This window comes from Burkholderia sp. BC1, from assembly GCF_052683555.1.
This window is the reverse complement of the sequence record NZ_JBQYLP010000042.1, coordinates 1-18,360: the sequence shown is the minus strand read 5'-3', so window position 1 is coordinate 18,360 and position 18,360 is coordinate 1. Positions and strand designations below refer to the sequence as shown.

The following is an 18,360-nucleotide window of genomic DNA, read 5'->3' as shown; positions in this document are numbered from 1 at the left end:
GCGCGCGAGTGCGTCGCTTACTTCTTCTTCGCCTTGTGCGCGGCCGTTTTCGCCGGCGCGGCCTTCGCGCGTTCGGTCTTGGCGGGCGCCGCCTTCGTCGCACGCGCCGCCGGCTTCGCGACATGCTTGCCGCGCGCCGACTTGCTGCCCGTCGACAGGCTCGCGCGCTCGATGCGGCCGCCGCCGACCGACGTCGCGATCCGCTCGGGGCCCGGCTCTGCCGGCACCGCGCGGCCGACCGGCACGTGCAGCACGAGCGCCTGGCCCGGCAGCACGAGGTCGCGGCGCGTCCGGTTCCATGCCTTCAGCTGCGAAACCGACACGCCGTAGCGGCCCGCGATCGTCGCCATCGACTGCTTGCGGCGCACGCGGATCAGCATCTTGCGCGTATCGGGCACGTCGGGCTCCATCGCGAGCACGCCGTTTTCCGCGACGTCCGCGCTGATGTCCTCGTCATCGTCGTCGCCGCGCGGCACGACGATCGTCGAGCCCGGCTTCAGCCGCATGCCGGCCGGAATCTTGTTGACGGCCATCAGCGTATCGGCGTCGACGCCGATCTTTTCGGCGATCGCCGCCGGACGCGCGCGTTCGCTGACCGTGTAGGTCGTCCACGACGACAGCTGGCCCGAATACGACTTCAGGTTCTTCTCGAACGCGGCCGCGTTGTCGAACGGCAGCAGGATCTGCGGCTCGGTCGCGCCGAGAATCACGGGCTTCGAGAACGACGGGTTCAGCGACTTGAATTCGTCGAGCGACAGGTTCGCGAGCTTCGCGGCCACGGCCACGTCGATGTCGTGCGACGTCGTGACCGTCACGAAATACGGGTGGTTCGGAATGTCGGGCAACGCGAGCCCGTACTGCTGCGGATTGGCGATGATGTTCTTCACCGCCTGCAGCTTCGGCACGTAGTTGCGCGTCTCGTTCGGCATCCTGAGGCTCTGGTAGTCGGTCGGCAGACCGGCCGCTTGATTGCGCGCGATCGCGCGCTGCACGTTGCCCTCGCCCCAGTTGTACGCGGCGAGCGCGAGATACCAGTCGCCGAACATGTCATGCAGGCGCGACAGATAGTCGAGCGCGGCGCTCGTCGACGCGAGCACGTCGCGCCGCTCGTCCTGCCACATGTTGCGCTTCAGGTTGTAGGTGCGGCCCGTGCCCGGCATGAACTGCCACATGCCGGCCGCCTTCGCGACCGACAGCGCCTGCGGGTTGTACGCGGATTCGATGAACGGCAGCAGCGCGAGCTCGGTCGGCATGTGACGCGCCTCGAGCTCCTCGACGATGTGATAGAGGTACTTCTGCGACCGCTCGGTCATGCGCTGCACGTAGTCGGGACGCTGCGTGTACCAGGTCGTCTGCATGTCGACGAGGTCGCTCTGCAGGTCGGGCATCTGGAAGCCGCGGCGGATACGCGCCCACAGGTCGCTGTCTGCGCTGGTGAGGTCGCCGACCGATTGCTTGTCGACGTCGACGGTTTCTTTGGCGGTGGCTGACTTGCGGAGGTAGTTGGACGTCGCCTGTGCATCGGCGGCGTTGTTGGCGACAGGGCCCTGGCTCGCACAAGCGGCGAGCAGCAGGACCATCAGCGCGCTCAATATGAATCGCATGAAAATCTCGGCTTCCGACGGCTGGAAATTGCTGGCGATACTACGGAAGTGCGTGCTTCACGTCAATAAAAACACCGAAAAGTCATTGAAATCCTAAGTTTGGAGCAATTTTTACAGACTCCGCTTGAGCTTCGGGAGTCCTCCCGAATCGCTCATCTGAACCGGTTCTTCCATTCGCGCATCAGCGTGAAGGCCGTCAAACGATCGGGCACCGATTCGTGCAATTCGGCTTCGAGCGTCGCGTGGATCGCGGCGGCGTCGGCACGCAGGAACGGGTTCACGGCGCGCTCGTGCGCGATCGTCGTCGGCAGCGTCGGTACGCCGCGCGCGCGCAGCGCCTGCGCTTCGTCGCGCCAGGCGGCGAGCGCCGCGTTGCCGGGTTCGCACGCGAGCGCGAAACGGATGTTCGACAGCGTGTATTCGTGTGCGCAGTGCACGCGCGTGTCGCCCGGCAGCGCCGCGAGCGCGTCGAGCGACGCGAGCATCTGCGCGGGCGTGCCTTCGAACAGGCGGCCGCAGCCGCACGAGAACAGCGTGTCGCCGCAGAACACGTGCGGCACCGGCGTGTGCGGACCGGCGGGCTGGAAGTACGCGATATGGCCGCGCGTGTGACCGGGCACGGCCAGCACGTCGAACGTCGCGGCCGGCGCGTCGAGCGTCACGCGCGCGCCGCCCGCGAGCGGATGCATGACTACGCCGATCGCCTCGTCGGCCGGGCCGTATACGGGCAGTGGCACATCGGCCGGCTGGCTATCCTGCAGTGCCGCGACACCGCCGACATGGTCGGCGTGATGGTGCGTGAGTAGAATAGCGGTCAACCGCCAGCCTCGTTCGGCAAGAACCCGGCGCACCGGCTCGGCTTCACCCGGATCGACGGCGATCGCATCGCGACCGTCCGACACGAGCCAGATGTAGTTGTCTTCGAATGCCGGCACCGGCACGTATTCCAGCTCGTTCATGGGCGCGCAACCATCGTTATGTCTGACCGAGAAATTATAGACTGGCCCGCCTGGACCGACTCGCCGCCCGGCCGCTACGTGCTGGGCTGGGAGCAGGCGCAGCTCGACCGCATCGTGTCCGACGTGTTCGGGTTTCACGCGCTGCAGCTCGGCCTCCCGCAGCTCGACGCGCTGCGCGAGAACCGGATGCCGTATCGCGGCCTCGTGCTCGATCCGGCAAGCGGCGCGAGCGCGCCCTACCGCTTTCCGCACGCGCACGACGCGCACGCGCCGCACCACGCGCCCGCGGATCGCAGCACGACCTGGTGCGATCTCGTCGACCTGCCGTTCGAATCGCAAAGCGTGGACCTGATCGTGATGCCGCATACGCTCGAGTTCACGTCCGACCCGCACCGTCTGCTGCGCGAAGCGGAACGCGTGCTGATGCCGGAAGGCCAGCTCGTGATCACCGGCTTCAATTCGCTGAGCCTGTGGGGCATGCGCCAATCGTTCGGACGGATGGCCAACCGGCCGTTCGTGCCGGCCGCGCACGACCAGATCGCGTTCATCCGCCTCAAGGACTGGATCAAGCTGCTCGGCTTCGATCTCGAGCGCGGCCGCTTCGGCTGCTACCGGCCGCCGCTCGCCACCGACAAATGGCTCGCCCGCTACGGCTTCATGGAAGCCGCGGGCGATCGCTGGTGGCCGATCTTCGGCGCCGTCTACATGGTCACGGCCGTCAAGCGCGTGCGCGGCATGCGGCTCGTCGGCCCGATCAAGGTGAAAAAGCCGGTGCTCGCGCCGGGCCTGACGCCGGCGGCCTCCCCGACCACCCATCAAGAACATTCATGACCACCGACACCATCGACATCTATACCGACGGCGCCTGCAAGGGCAACCCCGGCCCCGGCGGCTGGGGCGCATTGCTGCGCTACGGCGAACGCGAGAAGGAACTGTTCGGCGGCGAGCCGAACACGACGAACAACCGGATGGAACTGATGGGCGTGATCGCCGCGCTCGAGGCGCTGAAGCGCCCGTGCCACGTGATCGTGCACACCGACTCGCAATACGTGCAGAAAGGCATCAGCGAGTGGATCCACGGCTGGAAGAAAAAGGGCTGGGTCACGGCCGCGAAGACGCCGGTGAAGAATGCCGACCTGTGGAAGCGGCTCGACGCGCTCGTCGCATTGCACGAGGTCGAGTGGCGCTGGGTCAAGGGCCATGCCGGCCATCCCGAAAACGAACGCGCGGACGCGCTCGCGAATCGCGGCGTCGCGTCGCTCGCGGCCTGAGCGACGGCCGCTTTTTTGCCTTTCCCGATTTATCCGACATGCGCCAGATCATTCTCGATACCGAAACCACCGGCCTGAACGCCGGCACGGGCGACCGCATCATCGAAATCGGCTGCGTCGAGCTGCTGAACCGGCGGCTCACCGGCAACAACCTGCACTTCTACGTGAATCCGGAGCGCGACAGCGATCCGGGCGCACTGGCCGTGCACGGCCTCACGACCGAATTCCTCAGCGACAAGCCGAAGTTCGCGGAAATCGCGCATCAGATTCTCGACTTCGTGAAAGGCGCGGAGCTGATCATCCACAACGCGCCGTTCGACCTCGGCTTTCTCGACGCCGAATTCGCGCTGCTCGGGCTGCCGCCGTTCAGCGAGCACTGCGCGGGCGTCATCGACACGCTGGTGCAGGCCAAGCAGATGTTCCCCGGCAAGCGCAACTCGCTCGACGCGCTGTGCGACCGCTTCGGCATCAGCAACGCGCACCGCACGCTGCACGGCGCGCTGCTCGACTCGGAGCTGCTCGCCGAGGTCTATCTCGCGATGACGCGCGGCCAGGACAGCCTCGTCATCGACATGCTCGACGACGACGCGGGCGGTGCCGGCGCCGCCAACGGCCAGCGCGTGTCGCTTGCGGCGCTGGACCTGCCGGTGCTCGCCGCCACGACCGAAGAGCTCGCCGAGCATCAAGCGCAGCTCGACGATCTCGACAAGTCGGTCAAGGGTGCATGCGTGTGGCGCCAGGCGGACGAAGCCGACACGGCCGAAGCCGCATGACGCGGCGGCGGCCGCCGCGCGCGCGCCGCCTGCTCATCCGCGCGGCTGCAGCGCGATGACGGCCATGCCGGCCAGCGCGAGCGCCGCGCCGGCCGCGTCCCAGCGCGTGAGCGCCACACCGTCGACGGCGCGCAGCCAGATCAGCGCGACCGCGATGTACATCCCGCCGTACGCCGCGTAGATACGGCCCGCGGCGCTCGGATGTAGCGTCAGCAGCCATGCGAACAGCGCCAGCGACACCGCGGCGGGCGCGAGTAGCCACACGGGCCGCCCCGCCTTCAGCACGAGCCACGGCAAATAGCAGCCGACGATTTCGGCGACCGCCGTCACGGCGAACAACGCCGCGATTTTCATCAGTTCCGTCATCCGGTTCCTCGCGAATTCGGCCCGCGTCGCAGGCCCCACGCGGCACGCCGCGCGCCGCCGATCATACCGGAGCCGATCGCGCGGAGCGCCCCGCCGGGCCTGCGTTTCACGGCAATTTGCACGATCGTCTGTCATCGTGCTATCATGTCGCCTGTTTCAACATTCAATCTCTGTCTATTCGATTTCGACGGAAGCTTGTCCGCGTCACGCGGGCCGGCGCTTCGCTCGGAATTGCATCCACAGGAAAGCCCGCCCGACAGGCCCGCTTTTCTCGTTTCGTCGCCCTTTCGGGGCGTCCGCCGGCACGCAGGACACTGTCCGCACCGGCATCTGCCGCTCGCATCACGCGGCCCATTCTTCATGAGCGCACTGTCGCGACGGCCCAACGGGCCCGCGTCGAAGCAAGCCCTTGCGTACTAAGCGCTTAATGGCCTGCCCCGACGCGCAGCACACGACATCGCGCTCGCCGGCAAACCGTGTCGGACGGCCCGCCGTTCCGGCGCAGTCAAAGGAGTGCATGACCTTGACCGCAACACACGTCAGCCCGACCGCTGTTTCTTCCACCTCGTCGTCCACGGAGGCCCCGCTCGCCGCGGACGACATTACCGTCGTCGATCAAAGCCTGCTCAAGCGGGCCGTCAGCGCCATGGCGCTCGGCAACGCGATGGAATGGTTCGACTTCGGCGTCTACAGCTATATCGCCGTCACGCTCGGCAAAGTGTTCTTCCCGTCCAGCAGCCCGTCCGCGCAGCTGCTGGCCACCTTCGGCACGTTCGCGGCCGCGTTCCTCGTGCGCCCGCTCGGCGGCATGGTGTTCGGCCCGCTCGGCGATCGCATCGGCCGTCAGCGCGTGCTCGCGATGACGATGATCATGATGGCCGTCGGCACCTTCGCGATCGGCCTGATCCCGAGCTACGCATCGATCGGCATCATGGCACCGGTGCTGCTGCTCGTCGCGCGTCTCGTGCAGGGCTTCTCGACCGGCGGCGAATACGGCGGTGCGGCGACCTTCATCGCCGAATTCTCGACCGACAAGCGCCGCGGCTTCATGGGCAGCTTCCTCGAATTCGGTACGCTGATCGGCTATGTGATGGGTGCGGGCGTCGTCGCGCTGCTCACCGCGTCGCTGTCGCAGGAAGCACTGCTGTCGTGGGGCTGGCGCGTGCCGTTCCTGATCGCGGGTCCGCTCGGCCTGATCGGTCTCTACATCCGGATGAAGCTCGAGGAAACGCCAGCGTTCAAGCGCCAGGCCGAGGAGCGCGAAGCGCAGGACAAGGCCGTGCCGAAGGCGCGTTTCCGCGAAACGCTGCTGCGCAACTGGCGCGCGCTGCTGCTCTGCGTCGGCCTCGTGCTGATCTTCAACGTGACCGACTACATGGTGCTGTCGTATCTGCCGAGCTTCATGTCGTCGACGCTGCACTTCGACGAATCGCACAGCCTCGTGCTCGTGCTGATCGTGATGGTGCTGATGATGCCGATGACGCTCGCGGCCGGCCGCCTGTCCGACCACGTCGGCCGCAAGCCGGTGATGCTCGCCGGCTGCGTCGGGCTGCTCGTGCTCGCGATTCCGTCGATGCTGCTGATCCATGCGGGGACGACCGCCTCGGTGTTCGGCGGCCAGCTGATCCTCGGCGTGCTGCTGTCGTGCTTCACGGGCGTGATGCCGTCGGCGCTGCCCGCGCTGTTCCCGACCGAGATCCGCTACGGCGCGCTGGCGATCGGCTTCAACGTGTCGGTGTCGCTGTTCGGCGGCACGACGCCGCTGATGACCGCATGGCTCGTCGACGTCACGCACAACCTGATGATGCCCGCCTACTACATGATGGGCGCCGCCGTGATCGGCATCGTATCGGTCGTCGCGCTCGCCGAAACCGCGCGCAAGCCGCTGAAGGGCTCGCCGCCCGCCGTCGCGACGCATCGCGAGGCGCACCAGCTCGTGCGCCGGCTGCGCGACGCGGACGAGAACGACGACGCCGACGTGTATCGCGTCGCATCCACGGCACGCGCATAAGCGACGCGTCACGCGCTCGCGAAGCGCTGCAACGAAAAGCCCCGGTCGAAACCGGGGCTTGATCGGACGGCCGGCATGACCGGCCCTGAAACGCCCGACCGGCCTCGCGCCGTTCGGGCGTTTCGTTTATGGGCGCCGTGCCGCGACGCTCATGCGTGCGCGTCGCAGTGGCGGCAGAAGATCAGTGCGCGCGAGCGCGACACGGCGGCCTGCGCACCGCGCGCCGCGACGATCAGGCCGACCTGGCCGAGATTGAAATCGCGCTCGACCATCAGCTGCGTCAGCGCGGCGAGCGGCAACACGACGGACGGGTGGTACAGGCTCGATTCGATCAGGGCTTTCATCATCGGCTCCATCAGGCAACGCGTGATTCGATGGAGTGGATTCTAGGGACGAGCGACCTCCGGATAAACGGCGCGAATGCGAAGTCACTTGTCAGCCGTTGCGAACAATCGGCGATCGGGGATGGTGAAGGCCTGCGAATGCGGCCGGTATGAGCGGCGTGCGCGTGCGTGCGTACGTCGATCCATCGTATCGGGCAAAAGGCGGCCGCTGCGGTTCGGCCAGTCGATCGAGATCGTCGAGCGATCGCAGTCGAATCAAGGCGCGTCGTCGCACTCTCGTCGGCAACGGGCGTCGGCGCGCTTTTGCACCCGGACCGACCGCGCGACACCGGTCGAAGTCACGGCTTACCTACACCGCCTTGTGCTCGAACCCGAGATCGGCCTGTTTTGCCGAGATCGAGAAACAACGGTCCGACGCGGAATCGAGCGCGCCGATCGACTTCGGTGCAACGCTCCGGTAGGAACGGCACCGACGACCGCGGTAGCGCCGCGCCGTTACGCTCGATGCAGCGCATGCGGCGCGCGATGCGACGCCCGCAGGCACACGGAATGCGCAGACTCCGGCCGCGAATTCGCCCACCGCTGGGCGCGCCCATTGACCATAATGCAGTGTCAACCCGTTCCGCCGGAAGGTTCGCCATGTGGTACGCACTCGTCGAGCAGCAGCGGGAATGGATGCGCGCGTGGCGCGATGCGACGCGCGACGCGTTCGATGCGTGGCCGTCGACGACGCTGCCGCACGCAGCGGCGTCGTGCTACGACGATCTGTTCGAGCCGCTCGTCGGCGCGCCGGCCGGCCCGCCCGGCTTCGACATCGGGCCGTTGACGCTCGACGGCCGCGACGTGGCGATCGACGAACGCGTCATCGCGCATACGGCGTTCTGCGATCTGCGCCGCTTCGCGCGCGCGGACGCTTCGCGCACGGTGCTGCTGTGCGTGCCGCTCGCCGGTCATTCGGCGGTGATGATGCGCGAGACAGTCGAGACGCTGCTCGCGGACGGCGACGTCTGCGTGACCGACTGGCTCAATGCGCGCGACGTGCCGCTCGAGTGCGGCCGCTTCGGGCTCGACGAATATGTCGCGATGCTCGACGGCTTCATCGACGCGCTCGCACTCGGCGGCCGTCCGCTGCACGTCGTCGCGGTGTGCCAGGCGACCGTGCCGGCGCTCGGCGCGCTCGCACTGCGCGCGGTGCGCGGGCTCGCGCCGCCGGCCAGCCTCACGCTGATCGGCGGGCCGCTCGATGCGCGGCTCAACCCGAGCACGCTCGGCACCGCCGCGGCCGCCCATTCGCTCGAATGGTGCCGTCGCAATCTGATCGACATCGTGCCGCCCGGATTCGCGGGACACGGCCGCCCCGTATTCCCGACCTATCTGCAGCAAGGCGAGATCGCGCTCGTCTATCCGCAGCGCTTCCTGTCGCTGATGGAGGACTATGCACGCGCCGCGTCGCGCTTCGATCCGGCGGCGCTCGCGGCCGCGCGGCGCGCACTGCGCGAGTACACGGCGCTGCTCGACATGCCGGCCGAATATGTCCTCGACACGATCGACGTCGTGTTCCAGCGGATGTGCATCGCGAACGGCACGTGGGAGGTCGGCGGCCGATGCGTCGAGCCGGCCGCGCTGCGCGAGCTCGCGCTGCTGACCGTCGAAGGCGCGCGCGATGCCGTGACGGGCGCGGGCCAGACGCATGCGGCGCTCGCGATGTGCAGCGGCCTCGACGCGCGCGACCGCCATCGCGCGGACATCGACGACTGCGATCACTACGGCCTCTTTTCGGGCGCGCACTGGCGCGACGACGTGCATCCGGCCCTGCAGCGGCTGTTCGCGCTCGCCGAAGCGGCACGGCGGCGGCCGCATCGCGCGCGAGCGCTCAGACGGACCTGACGTCGTCGTCCGGTCCGCGCGCCGCGTCGAGCAGCGCGCGCACTTCGTCGTCGTCGGTCTGCTCGAAGCGCGCGTAGAACTGGCTGATCCCGAAGAACGACAGCGGCCGCGCGACGGCGACGAACGCATCGGCGACGTCGTCGAAGGTCGGGTCGATGCCGGCCGGCGCGACCGGCACGGCAGCGACGATGCGCGCCGGATGCCGCGTGCGCAGCGCCTGCAGCGCGACGCGCATCGACGCGCCGGTCGCGATTCCGTCGTCGACGACGATCGCGACGCGCCCTTCGACCGGCAGCGGCGCCCGCGCGCCGCGATACAGCGCTTCGCGGCGGTTCAGCTCGGCGGTTTCGCGCACGAGCACGTCGGCAATCTGCACGTCGGTCACGCCCAGCGACCGGATCACCGAATACTGCAGACGAATCGCGCCGCCCGTCGCGATCGCGCCCATCGCGAGTTCGGGCTCGTACGGCACGCCGAGCTTGCGCACGACCAGCACGTCGAGCGGCGCGTGCAGCGCCCGTGCGACCGGGTAGGCGACCGGCACGCCGCCGCGCGGCAGCGCGAGCACGACGACGTCGTCGCGCGCCGCATACGCGTGCAGCGCGGCAGCCAGCTGGCGGCCCGCGTCCGCACGATCGGCGAAACATTCGAACATGATCGGCTCCCTGCGCGCCCCCGAACAATCGCTCGATGCGCGCGCCCTGCTCATGCAGCTTCGTGCATCGACGCGGCCGATGCAAGCGGGGTCATACCGGCGGGTGCCGCGCGTTTCGACGGCAACGATGCGTACGCGCGCTACGCGTACTACACGCACGAGCGCAGTCGGGAAACGTCAGAGTCCGGCCGCCTGCCGATAGAGCCGCCAGAACGACTGCGTATACGACTGCGCGAGTTCGGGTGCGCGCTCGAACACGTTGACCGTTTCGGCTTGTGCGGCCGCGCCGTCGGACGAGGCCGGCAGCGCGACGCTGTCGTCGACGATCACGAAACGCGGCATCGGCTCGGTGCGCCGCGAATCGATCGCGACATCGATGCCGGCCGACTTCAGATAGCCTGCGCCGCTGTACTTGCCCGCCCGCGCGGAACGCACGAGCACGACGCGCACGTCGACGCCGCGTACGCGCGCCGCGCGCAATGCGCTCGCCACCGCCGGCGGCACATACGCGTAGCCCGCGAGCAGCACGCGCCGCTGCGCGTGCCCGATCAGCGCGACGGTCGCGTCGGCGGCCGCATTGTCGTATGAAAAATAGGCGCCGACCGAGGCGGCGTCGGACGGAATCTGGGCGGCGTGGACAGTCGCCGCGCAGCCGAGCGCGGCGACGAGAAAGGCGGCTGGTCTCATGGCGCGCGCCATTGTAGCGATGCGCAATCGCGTGGCAAGCGCGCGTCGCGACGCTGCTGCGCCGACGCAACACTCGGCCACGCGCGAGCGGCGATGCGTGCGCGGCGACGCGCCCGATCAGCGCGCGGCGACGCGCGCGAGCCACTGCGCGACGCCGTCGATCGAGCGGAAATCGGCGAGGCTGCGCGCCGGCAGCGCCGGGTAGGCGCCGCTCGCCATGTCGGCGAGCGCGCGGCCCGGCCCCAGTTCGAGAAACGCGGTCGCGCCCGCTTCGACGCATGCGGCGAGACACGCCGCCCACTCGACCGGCTCGGCGATCTGCCGGGCGAGCTTGTCGAGGCCCGCGTCGACGTCGTGCACCGATGCGCCGTCGATGCCCGAAAACAGCCGTGTGCCGGCAAGCGGCCGTTGCACGCGCACGGCCGCGAGCGATGCGCGGAATACGGGCACCGCGGCGGCCAGGCGCCGCGTGTGCGATGCGATCCGCACGCAGACCGGCGCGACGCGCTGCGCGCCGTCGCGCGCCGCGTCGGCGGCGACTGCATCGACATCCGCCTGTCGGCCCGCGATCACGAACGCATCGCCCGGGTTCGCGATGGCGATCGCCGCCTCGTGCCCGTCGCACAGCGCAGCGAGCTGCGCACGCGACAAGCCGCGCACGAACGCCATGCGCTCGTCGCCGCCGCTCGCGGCGTCCATGGCGCGTGCGCGCGCGTCCGCGAGATCGAGCGCGTCGTGCGGATCGAGGCTGCCGGCGACGCTCCACGATGCGACTTCGCCGACGCTGTAGCCGGCGACACAGCGCCGGCGCGGCCACAGCGCGTCGAGCAGCGCGGTCGCCGCAAGCGCCTGCACCGTACAGAGGATCTGCGCGGCGCGGTTCTCGCGCAGCGCATCCGGCGCGGCGTCGCGCACCCACACGCGCGGATCGTCGCCGAGCAGCCGGCCCGCGTGGGCGAACAGCGCGTCGGCCTGCGGCGCCGCGCCCGTCAGCGCGAACATGTCGGCGCGCTGCGCGCCCTGCCCCGAACAAAGGATCGCGAGTGTCATCGCGCGCCCCCGCCGGTGTCGAATGCATCGACGAAGAGGCTCATCGCGAGCAGGTCGGCCGCGCCGCCGGGGCTCAGCCGTCGCGCGACGAACGCGCGATGCGCGGCCACCGCGTGCCGGCGCCAGTCACGCGCGCGCACGCCGCCGCGTGCGACGAACGCGCGCGCGGTCGCGCGGGCGAAGTCGAGGCCGTCCTGGCCGCCGCGATGCAGCAGATTCGTGTCGTCGAGCGCGGCGATCAGCGCGAAGCACGCATCGACGCGCGCGGCCTCGGGATCGTCCGGCACATCGCGTGCCGCGCGCCGTAGCGCAGGCAAACCGATGCCGTAGACGGTCGCAAAGCCGTCGGCGGCTTCGCGGCGTGCGCCGCCGACGCCGTAGCGGCGGCTCGCGCGTTCGCCGTGGCTGTCGGGCAGCCGCGGACCGCCGAGAATGTCGGCGCCCCAGCGGCGCGCAACCCACGCGCCGAGCGTAGGCGTACCGGCTGCCGCGCCGCGCACGCGGGCGCCGGCCGCCGCGCACAGTAGCCCGAGCCCGAAGATCGCGCCGCGATGCGTGTTGACGCCGCCCGTCGCGGCGAGCATCGCATGCTCCGCGCGCAGGCCGATCTTGCGCAGCGCGGCCATCTCGGCGTCGCGCGCGCCCGCGTCGGCCAGTTCCGCGAAGAACGGCCGTAGCACGGCCGCGCTGCGTGCGAACGTCGCGGCGTCCATGTCCGAATGGCTGCCCGTATCGACGTGGCTGACGAGCCCCGGCTTCGGATAGGTTTCGATTTCGAGCACGAGGCTGCGCTCGGCGAGCGCCGCGATACGGTCGGCGTCCGACCAGGATGCGGCCGGCGCGCGGCAAACGGCTGCCGCGCTCACCGCGCGTCTCCGGCAAACGCGGACGCGGGCATCAGTTCGACGGCGATCGCCGTCTTCACCGCGACTTCGGGCAAGCGCGCCTGCAGTTCGCGCCAGTTGACGCCCGCGCCGTCGTCGCGCAGCAGTTCGCCGTCGATGCGCATCGGCGCGCGCGCGGCGATCGCCGCGAGGCCGTCGAGCAGCGGCGCGATGCACGACGCGGCCGGCAGCGGAAACAGCACGTCGAGATCCGACGATGCGCTCAGATACGAGTCGCCGGTCAGCGCCTGCCATGCGAGGCTGCCGAACACGCGGCCCTGCACGCCGCAGCGCGCGCCGAGCGCGTCGAGTTCGCGCAGCGTCAGCCGCCACGCGTGCGGCGCCGCCGCCAGCACGTCGGCGAACGCCGGCGGCGGGCCGGCCGTCGCGACTGCATCGCGCGCGACATTCAGCGCGATGCGGCGCTTGCCGGCAGCCGGCGGTAACGGTATGCCGAGCGGCACGCGGCCGGCGGCCGCCTCGTCCGGCGACGCGCGGCGCACGACGAGCGCCCGCCCGCCGTCGGCCCACGCGCGCACGACGGGATCGGCGCCGAGCGCCGGATCGCGCGCGAAGGCCGTGCGCCAGCCGTGCGCCGTCAACGTGACGAGCGTGTGGCGGCGCAGCGTTGCGTCAGCGTGCGGCACGCGCGAGCGCCTCGACGCGCGCGGCGACGTCGGCCGCGACCGGACGCCCGCGCGCCGCGCGGCGATCGACGCGGTCGGCCGGCTTGCCGAGCCATTCGGCCAGCTGCGCGTCGAGCGCACGCGCCGGATCGAGCACGGCGTCGACGGCGCCCATCTTCACGAGATTGTCGAGCCCCGGTGCGAATACGGCCGTCGAACGCGCCATCTCCTTCAGCACGTCGATCGGCAGCTTCGTCACGCGCGACATCGACGGCAGATCCATCACCTCGGGCTCGGCACCGGGCAGCGCAAGCAGCGTGCGCGTCGCGAGCGCGGTCGCGATGAAGGCGCCGGCGGCCGTATGGCCGTACAGCACGCCGATCGTCCGGTGTCCAGCCTGGTCCGCGACCATCAGACACTTGGCGAGATGCGCGAGCGCTTCGTTCAGGCCCAGCAATTCGTCGCGCTTGCTCATCCGCTGGCTGTCGCTGTCGACGAGCACGAGGATCGGCGTCGCGTCGCCGCGCTCGACCGTGTCGAGCACGCGCGCGGACAGCGCGAGCGCCTCGTCGATTCCGAACGGCAGACGCTCGGCGACACCGATCACGTCGACACGCGTGCCGCCGAGCGACGCGTGGCCCGTCAGCAGGCCGCGCTCGCGCGCGATCGCATGGCCGTGCGGAAACAGTGAATTCAGAACCTCATCGAGCGTCATGCTGCGGCTCCTGCAGTTGGTCGGCGAGCGTCGCGAACGCATCGTCGGGCATGCCGGGGATCGTCTCGGGCGCGCTCGCGCCGAGCGCACGCCAGACGTCGAGCGCGTCCTCGCAGGCGCCGAAGCGCGCGACGCGCGCGTCGAGGCGCGCCTGCTCGGCACGCAGCGTCGCGACATCGAGTTTCGGCGCGCGCTCGAGCAGCGCGAGCGCCGCCGCGCGAAACGCGGCCGGCGTGTCGGCGACGTAGCGCTCCGCCCCGCCGATCAGTCGCCGGTGCTTGCCGCCCATCGTGCGCCAGATCAGCGCGCGGTCCTTCGCGTCGAATTCCTCGACGCCGCGGTTGGTCTCGATGACTTCGGGGCCCGATACGCTGATGCGGCCCTGCTCGGATACAGCGAGCGCCGAGCAGCACGCGGCGAGCAGCCCGCCGCCGCCGTAGCAGCCGGCGCGCCCGCCGATCAGGCCGATCACCGGCACGCCGGCCGCGCGCGCGGCGACGAGCGCACGCATGATCTCGGCGATCGCGAGCTCGCCCGCGTTCGCTTCCTGCAACCGCACGCCGCCCGTATCGAACAGGATCAGCACCGGCGTGCCGCTGTCGCGCGCGGCGAGCAGCAGGCCCGTGAGCTTGGCACCGTGCACTTCGCCGAACGCGCCGCCCATGAAGCGGCCCTCCTGCGCGGCGACGAACACCGGCTTGCCGTCGAGCCGGCCGCAGCCGACGATCATCCCGTCGTCGAACTGCTGCGGCAGGTCGAACAGCGGCAGATGCGGGCTCGTCACGCGCTCGGCCGGCCCGAGGAATTCGGTGAAGCTGCCGGCGTCGAGCAACGCGTCGACGCGCTGCCGCGCCGACGCCTCGTACCAGCTCGCCGCGTTCGCGACGAACGCGGGCGCGTCGTGGATCGCTTCGGTCATCACGCCTCCCCTTCGATTGCGCGCACGCCCTGCGCGAGCCGCAGCGACACCATGTCGGGCCGCGCGCCGCCGTCGTTGATCGACAGCTTCAGGCCGCCCGGCGCGCGCCGTTCGACGAAATCCGACACGACGGCCTGCCACACCGCGCCGAAGCCGACCGCCGCGGTGCGGATGTCGATCTCGCATTCGTTGCCCGGCAGTACGCGCTCGACGAGCACCTCGAGATTGCCGGACGCGACGACGCCGACGAGCGCCATCGGCCGCTCGCCCTTCGCGCGCGCGCGTGCGGTGAACCGATAGTTCAACTGTTCCATGCGCTGTTCCTTACCAGTTGCGGAACCGGGCGGGCGGCGCGTACAGCCCGCCCGACCAGTGCACGAGATCCTTGATCGAACGCGCGGCGAGCCAGCGCCGGTCCGCGTCGAGCGGATCGATGCCGAGATCCTCCGGGCGGCGGATCACGCCGCGCTCGCGCAGCCGCTCGACCATCCTGCGGTCGCGGCCGCGGCCGATTTCCGTGTACCCGGCCACGCCGCGAATCGCTTGCTCGCGCTCGTCGCGGTCGCGGCACATCAGCAGGTTCGCGATGCCTTCCTCGGTGACGATGTGCGTGACGTCGTCGCCGTAGACCATGATCGGCGCGAGATCGAGCTGCAGCTTGTCCGCGAGCTTCAGCGCGTCGAGCTTTTCGACGAACATCGGCACGTTCTTGTCGCCGAAGGTCTCGCCGATCTGCACGACGAGCTTGCGCCCGCGCCGCAGCGCGGCCGGCGTATCGGGATCGGCTTCCGCGCCGGCCTTCAGCCACGGTTCGCTCGGATGACGCCGGCCGCGCGCGTCGCTGCCCATGTTCGGCGCACCGCCGAAGCCCGCGATCCGCTCGGCCGTGACCGTCGACGAATGGCCGGACAGATCGATCTGCAGCGTCGAGCCGATGAACATGTCGCACGCATAGAGGCCGGCCGTCTGGCAGAACGCGCGGTTCGAGCGCAGCGAACCGTCCGGGCCCGTGAACCACACGTCGGAACGCGCGCGGATGTATTCGTCCATCCCGACTTCGGAACCGAAGCAATGGATCTGCTCGACCCAGCCCGATTCGATCGCCGGGATCAGCGTCGGATGCGGATTGAGCGCCCAGTGCGTGCAGGCCTTGCCCTTCAGCCCGAGCTTCGCGCCGTAAGTCGGCAGCAGCAGCTCGATCGCCGCGGTGTTGAAGCCGATGCCGTGGTTCAGGCGCTTGATGCCGTACGGCTCGTAGATGCCCTTGATCGCGAGCATCGCGGTCAGGATCTGCGTCTCGGTGATCGCGGCCGGGTCGCGCGTGAAGAGCGGCTCCACGTAGAACGGGCGGCCGGCCTCGACGACGAAATGCACGCGATCGCCCGGGATGTCGACGCGCGGCACCTTGTCGACGATGCGGTCGACCTGCGCGATCACGATGCCGTCCTTGAAGGCGGTCGCTTCGACGACGGTCGGCGTGTCCTCGGTGTTCGGGCCCGTGTACAGATTGCCGTCGGCGTCCGCGCTGACCGCCGCGATCAGCGCGACGTGCGGCGTCAGATCGATGAAGTAGCGGGCGAACAGCTCGAGATACGTATGCACGGCGCCGAGCGCGATCTTCCCGCCGAACAGCAGCTTCGCGATGCGCTGCGACTGCGGGCCCGAATACGCGAAGTCGAGCCGCTTCGCGATCCCGCGCTCGAACACGTCGAGATGCTCGGGCAGCACGACGCCCGACTGCACCATGTGCAGGTCGTGCACCCTGGCGCTGTCGACTTCGGCGAGCGCGGTCGCGAGCAAGTCGGCCTGCTTCTGGTTGTCGCCTTCGAGGCACACGCGATCGCCGGGCCGCAGCACCGCTTCGAGCAGCGCGACCGCGTCGCGCGCATCGACGCGCTTGCCGCGCGCGAACGCCGCGCCGGCCGCAATGCGCGCATCGCGCGCCTGCCGCGCGTGATTCCATCCCGTCATGAACAGTTCTCCTGCTTCGATGGTTCTGCGGCATTCTAAGCCTCGCGGCGCCGCCGATTGATGATGTTGGGCAATGCGACTCAGAGGGCGCCGCGATGGATGCGCGCCGGCGCGTCGCACACGCGAGCGGCCCGCATCCGCGCCACTCACGCGCCGACCAGCGCGCGCGTCGTGAAGAACAGCAGCGACGGCCCGAGCAGGCAGCCGACGCCCGTATGGAACGTCGCGACGAGCGCGCCGTACGGCACGAGCCGCCGGTCCGTCGCCGCGAGCCCGGCGCTGACGCCGCTGACGGTGCCGGCCAGGCCGCCGAAGATCATCGCGGAGCGCGGCGTCTTCAGGCCCATGAAGTTGGCCGCGACCGGCGTACCGACCATCACGATGATCGCCTTGACGAGCCCGGTCGCGATGCTGAGCGCGATCACGTCGGAACTCGCGCCGATCGCGGCACCGGTGACGGGCCCGACGATGTACGTGACGGCGCCCGCGCCGATCGTCGTCATGCTCACCGCATCGGTATAGCCGAACGCGCGCGCGACGCACGCGCCGACGATGAACGGCAGCACGGTGCCGAGCAGCAGCGACACGACGCCGACGAGCCCCGCCTTGCGCGCCTCGGTCGGCTGCACTTCGAACGCGGTCGCGACGATCGCGAAATCGCGCAGCATCGCGCCGCCCATCAGGCCGATGCCGGCGAACAGCGGCACGTCGGCCAGCCCCTTCTCGCCGCCGGTCAGCGCGCCGCCGACATAGGCGAGCGCGAGGCCGATCACGATCGCGATCGCGGAGCCGTGCACGCGGCCGAACGTGAGCTTGCGCGACGCGATCGACGACAGCCACATGATCAGGCCGACGAGCGCGAACGACGCGACGAGCCCGTTATGGGCCACTACCTTTTCGAGCATCTGCAGCATCGCGGCCTCCATCACTGTTCGTCGAGTTGCGGCACACCGGCGAACGCGGTGTCGTCGCGTCCGGTGCGGGCGAGTACCGCGATGCAGCATGCGCAGATCGCGACGGCGCCGACCGCCGCGAGCAGCGCGACGGGGCCGCCCTTCAGCGCGGCGACGACGTTCTGGTTGGCGGCCATCGCGACGACGACCGGGATGTACATCGCGCCCCAGAAACCGACGCCGGCCTCGGTTTCCTTCGGCAGCCAGCCGCGCCGGTGCAGCCAGAGCCGCAGGCAGATCAGCAGCAGCATCGCGATGCCGACGCCGCCGACGTTGGTTTTCACGCCGATCGCGGCGCCCAGCAGATCGCCGAGAAACAGCCCGGCCAGATGGCAGAACGCCAGCAGCGCGGTTCCGTAGATGATCATGAGTCGTCTCCAAGTCTCTTCGTAACGGCGCTGGAACGCTCGCGGGAACCGATCGCCGCACGCCGATCCGTGCGGAAGCCGTCTCCTGCGGCGGTGCGCCGCCGCCCGGTGCGCCGTCGTGCGGACGCGTTCTCGGGCGGTCGATGGGATGATGCGGTTTCGGGCCGGACGCCGGATGCCGTAGACTGACCGAGGCAGCCGGCGGCGCGACGCGGGTTGCGCGTCCAGGCGTCCGCCATGCGGGCCGACCGGCGCGTGAATCGATACTAGGGAAACGCTGATCAATGGACCAACTTCCGAAGTTGCAGGCGAGATGG

20 protein-coding genes are annotated in these 18,360 nt (G+C 69.9%); 5 read left to right on the top strand and 15 right to left on the bottom strand.

Annotation, left to right across the window (positions count from 1 at the left end):
- Positions 1-17: 17 nt before the first annotated feature.
- Both ACSHSS_RS20030 and gloB read right to left on the bottom strand, forming a co-directional pair.
- Entirely contained in the window at positions 18-1,604 is a 1,587-nt protein-coding gene (locus ACSHSS_RS20030; RefSeq protein WP_445545447.1) for a transglycosylase SLT domain-containing protein, read from the bottom strand.
- Between the two features lie 152 nt (positions 1,605-1,756).
- Complete coding sequence (gene gloB / locus ACSHSS_RS20025; protein ID WP_059874250.1) at positions 1,757-2,563, bottom strand: hydroxyacylglutathione hydrolase; 807 nt, start codon at positions 2,561-2,563, stop codon at positions 1,757-1,759.
- A gap of 18 nt (positions 2,564-2,581) precedes the next feature.
- Between gloB and ACSHSS_RS20020 the strand changes: the two genes are divergently transcribed.
- The 3 genes from ACSHSS_RS20020 to dnaQ are packed head-to-tail and all read left to right on the top strand — an operon-like array spanning position 2,582 to position 4,607.
- Positions 2,582-3,394: a class I SAM-dependent methyltransferase gene (locus tag ACSHSS_RS20020; protein WP_006405096.1), complete on the top strand. Its 813-nt coding sequence runs from the start codon at positions 2,582-2,584 to the stop codon at positions 3,392-3,394.
- Positions 3,391-3,834, top strand: coding sequence for a ribonuclease HI (rnhA, locus tag ACSHSS_RS20015; RefSeq protein WP_006401058.1), 444 nt, complete (start codon positions 3,391-3,393; stop codon positions 3,832-3,834). The genes ACSHSS_RS20020 and rnhA overlap by 4 nt, the downstream gene beginning before the upstream one ends.
- Positions 3,835-3,872: 38 nt before the next feature.
- Positions 3,873-4,607, top strand: a complete 735-nt coding sequence (gene dnaQ / locus ACSHSS_RS20010) for a DNA polymerase III subunit epsilon (RefSeq protein WP_445545446.1) — start codon at positions 3,873-3,875, stop codon at positions 4,605-4,607.
- 33 nt (positions 4,608-4,640) lie between these two features.
- Here dnaQ and ACSHSS_RS20005 read toward each other — a convergent pair whose 3' ends face one another.
- Positions 4,641-4,973, bottom strand: a complete 333-nt coding sequence (locus tag ACSHSS_RS20005; RefSeq protein WP_445545445.1) for a YnfA family protein — start codon at positions 4,971-4,973, stop codon at positions 4,641-4,643.
- 517 nt (positions 4,974-5,490) lie between these two features.
- On the opposite strand from ACSHSS_RS20005, the gene proP reads away from it, so the two are divergent.
- A complete protein-coding gene (gene proP / locus ACSHSS_RS20000) occupies positions 5,491-6,984 on the top strand; it encodes a glycine betaine/L-proline transporter ProP (RefSeq protein WP_445545444.1) in 1,494 nt (497 codons plus the stop codon).
- A gap of 149 nt (positions 6,985-7,133) precedes the next feature.
- Here the strand turns inward: proP and ACSHSS_RS19995 are convergent, their stop codons facing one another.
- Positions 7,134-7,331, bottom strand: a complete 198-nt coding sequence (locus tag ACSHSS_RS19995; protein WP_006401066.1) for a hypothetical protein — start codon at positions 7,329-7,331, stop codon at positions 7,134-7,136.
- Positions 7,332-7,967: 636 nt separating this feature from the next.
- Between ACSHSS_RS19995 and phaZ the strand changes: the two genes are divergently transcribed.
- Entirely contained in the window at positions 7,968-9,215 is a 1,248-nt protein-coding gene (gene phaZ, locus ACSHSS_RS19990) for a polyhydroxyalkanoate depolymerase (RefSeq protein WP_445545443.1), read from the top strand.
- Here the strand turns inward: phaZ and ACSHSS_RS19985 are convergent.
- From ACSHSS_RS19985 to madL, 11 genes are all read right to left on the bottom strand, one after another.
- The gene (locus ACSHSS_RS19985; protein ID WP_445545442.1) at positions 9,202-9,870 is read right to left on the bottom strand and encodes a phosphoribosyltransferase; all 669 of its coding nucleotides are present in this window, start codon (positions 9,868-9,870) and stop codon (positions 9,202-9,204) included. The two genes, phaZ and ACSHSS_RS19985, sit on opposite strands and share 14 nt — an antisense overlap.
- A 177-nt stretch (positions 9,871-10,047) precedes the next feature.
- Positions 10,048-10,569, bottom strand: a complete 522-nt coding sequence (locus ACSHSS_RS19980; protein WP_054316022.1) for a phospholipase D-like domain-containing protein — start codon at positions 10,567-10,569, stop codon at positions 10,048-10,050.
- Between the two features lie 105 nt (positions 10,570-10,674).
- Positions 10,675-11,607 carry a malonate decarboxylase subunit epsilon gene (mdcH, locus tag ACSHSS_RS19975; protein ID WP_445545441.1) on the bottom strand — a complete coding sequence of 311 codons (933 nt, stop codon included), beginning with the start codon at positions 11,605-11,607 and terminating at the stop codon, positions 10,675-10,677.
- Entirely contained in the window at positions 11,604-12,473 is an 870-nt protein-coding gene (mdcB, locus tag ACSHSS_RS19970; protein WP_445545440.1) for a triphosphoribosyl-dephospho-CoA synthase MdcB, read from the bottom strand. The genes mdcH and mdcB overlap by 4 nt, the downstream gene beginning before the upstream one ends.
- Positions 12,470-13,138, bottom strand: coding sequence for a malonate decarboxylase holo-[acyl-carrier-protein] synthase (gene mdcG, locus ACSHSS_RS19965; RefSeq protein ID WP_445545439.1), 669 nt, complete (start codon positions 13,136-13,138; stop codon positions 12,470-12,472). Before mdcG ends, mdcB begins: the two co-directional genes overlap by 4 nt.
- Positions 13,125-13,832 carry a biotin-independent malonate decarboxylase subunit gamma gene (mdcE, locus tag ACSHSS_RS19960; protein WP_035949936.1) on the bottom strand — a complete coding sequence of 236 codons (708 nt, stop codon included), beginning with the start codon at positions 13,830-13,832 and terminating at the stop codon, positions 13,125-13,127. Before mdcE ends, mdcG begins: the two co-directional genes overlap by 14 nt.
- The gene (locus tag ACSHSS_RS19955) at positions 13,819-14,754 is read right to left on the bottom strand and encodes a biotin-independent malonate decarboxylase subunit beta (protein ID WP_105840607.1); all 936 of its coding nucleotides are present in this window, start codon (positions 14,752-14,754) and stop codon (positions 13,819-13,821) included. Before ACSHSS_RS19955 ends, mdcE begins: the two co-directional genes overlap by 14 nt.
- Complete coding sequence (gene mdcC / locus ACSHSS_RS19950) at positions 14,751-15,065, bottom strand: malonate decarboxylase acyl carrier protein (RefSeq protein WP_105840608.1); 315 nt, start codon at positions 15,063-15,065, stop codon at positions 14,751-14,753. The genes ACSHSS_RS19955 and mdcC overlap by 4 nt, the downstream gene beginning before the upstream one ends.
- A gap of 10 nt (positions 15,066-15,075) precedes the next feature.
- Positions 15,076-16,722, bottom strand: a complete 1,647-nt coding sequence (mdcA, locus tag ACSHSS_RS19945) for a malonate decarboxylase subunit alpha (protein ID WP_445545438.1) — start codon at positions 16,720-16,722, stop codon at positions 15,076-15,078.
- A gap of 146 nt (positions 16,723-16,868) precedes the next feature.
- Positions 16,869-17,636: a malonate transporter subunit MadM gene (madM, locus tag ACSHSS_RS19940; protein ID WP_006407445.1), complete on the bottom strand. Its 768-nt coding sequence runs from the start codon at positions 17,634-17,636 to the stop codon at positions 16,869-16,871.
- A gap of 11 nt (positions 17,637-17,647) precedes the next feature.
- Positions 17,648-18,043 carry a malonate transporter subunit MadL gene (gene madL, locus ACSHSS_RS19935; protein WP_006401079.1) on the bottom strand — a complete coding sequence of 132 codons (396 nt, stop codon included), beginning with the start codon at positions 18,041-18,043 and terminating at the stop codon, positions 17,648-17,650.
- Positions 18,044-18,360 lie beyond the last annotated feature (317 nt).

Excerpts from the sequence above, each read along its gene's own strand:
- ACSHSS_RS20030 (WP_445545447.1), bottom strand. The coding sequence starts at position 1,604 with ATGCGATTCATATTGAGCGCGCTGATGGTCCTGCTGCTCGCCGCTTGT.
- gloB (WP_059874250.1), bottom strand. The coding sequence starts at position 2,563 with ATGAACGAGCTGGAATACGTGCCGGTGCCGGCATTCGAAGACAACTAC.
- ACSHSS_RS20020 (WP_006405096.1), top strand. The coding sequence starts at position 2,582 with ATGTCTGACCGAGAAATTATAGACTGGCCCGCCTGGACCGACTCGCCG.
- rnhA (WP_006401058.1), top strand. The coding sequence starts at position 3,391 with ATGACCACCGACACCATCGACATCTATACCGACGGCGCCTGCAAGGGC.
- dnaQ (WP_445545446.1), top strand. The coding sequence starts at position 3,873 with ATGCGCCAGATCATTCTCGATACCGAAACCACCGGCCTGAACGCCGGC.
- ACSHSS_RS20005 (WP_445545445.1), bottom strand. The coding sequence starts at position 4,973 with ATGACGGAACTGATGAAAATCGCGGCGTTGTTCGCCGTGACGGCGGTC.
- proP (WP_445545444.1), top strand. The coding sequence starts at position 5,491 with ATGACCTTGACCGCAACACACGTCAGCCCGACCGCTGTTTCTTCCACC.
- ACSHSS_RS19995 (WP_006401066.1), bottom strand. The coding sequence starts at position 7,331 with ATGATGAAAGCCCTGATCGAATCGAGCCTGTACCACCCGTCCGTCGTG.
- phaZ (WP_445545443.1), top strand. The coding sequence starts at position 7,968 with ATGTGGTACGCACTCGTCGAGCAGCAGCGGGAATGGATGCGCGCGTGG.
- ACSHSS_RS19985 (WP_445545442.1), bottom strand. The coding sequence starts at position 9,870 with ATGTTCGAATGTTTCGCCGATCGTGCGGACGCGGGCCGCCAGCTGGCT.
- ACSHSS_RS19980 (WP_054316022.1), bottom strand. The coding sequence starts at position 10,569 with ATGGCGCGCGCCATGAGACCAGCCGCCTTTCTCGTCGCCGCGCTCGGC.
- mdcH (WP_445545441.1), bottom strand. The coding sequence starts at position 11,607 with ATGACACTCGCGATCCTTTGTTCGGGGCAGGGCGCGCAGCGCGCCGAC.
- mdcE (WP_035949936.1), bottom strand. The coding sequence starts at position 13,832 with ATGACGCTCGATGAGGTTCTGAATTCACTGTTTCCGCACGGCCATGCG.
- mdcC (WP_105840608.1), bottom strand. The coding sequence starts at position 15,065 with ATGGAACAGTTGAACTATCGGTTCACCGCACGCGCGCGCGCGAAGGGC.
- mdcA (WP_445545438.1), bottom strand. The coding sequence starts at position 16,722 with ATGACGGGATGGAATCACGCGCGGCAGGCGCGCGATGCGCGCATTGCG.
- madM (WP_006407445.1), bottom strand. The coding sequence starts at position 17,636 with ATGCTGCAGATGCTCGAAAAGGTAGTGGCCCATAACGGGCTCGTCGCG.
- madL (WP_006401079.1), bottom strand. The coding sequence starts at position 18,043 with ATGATCATCTACGGAACCGCGCTGCTGGCGTTCTGCCATCTGGCCGGG.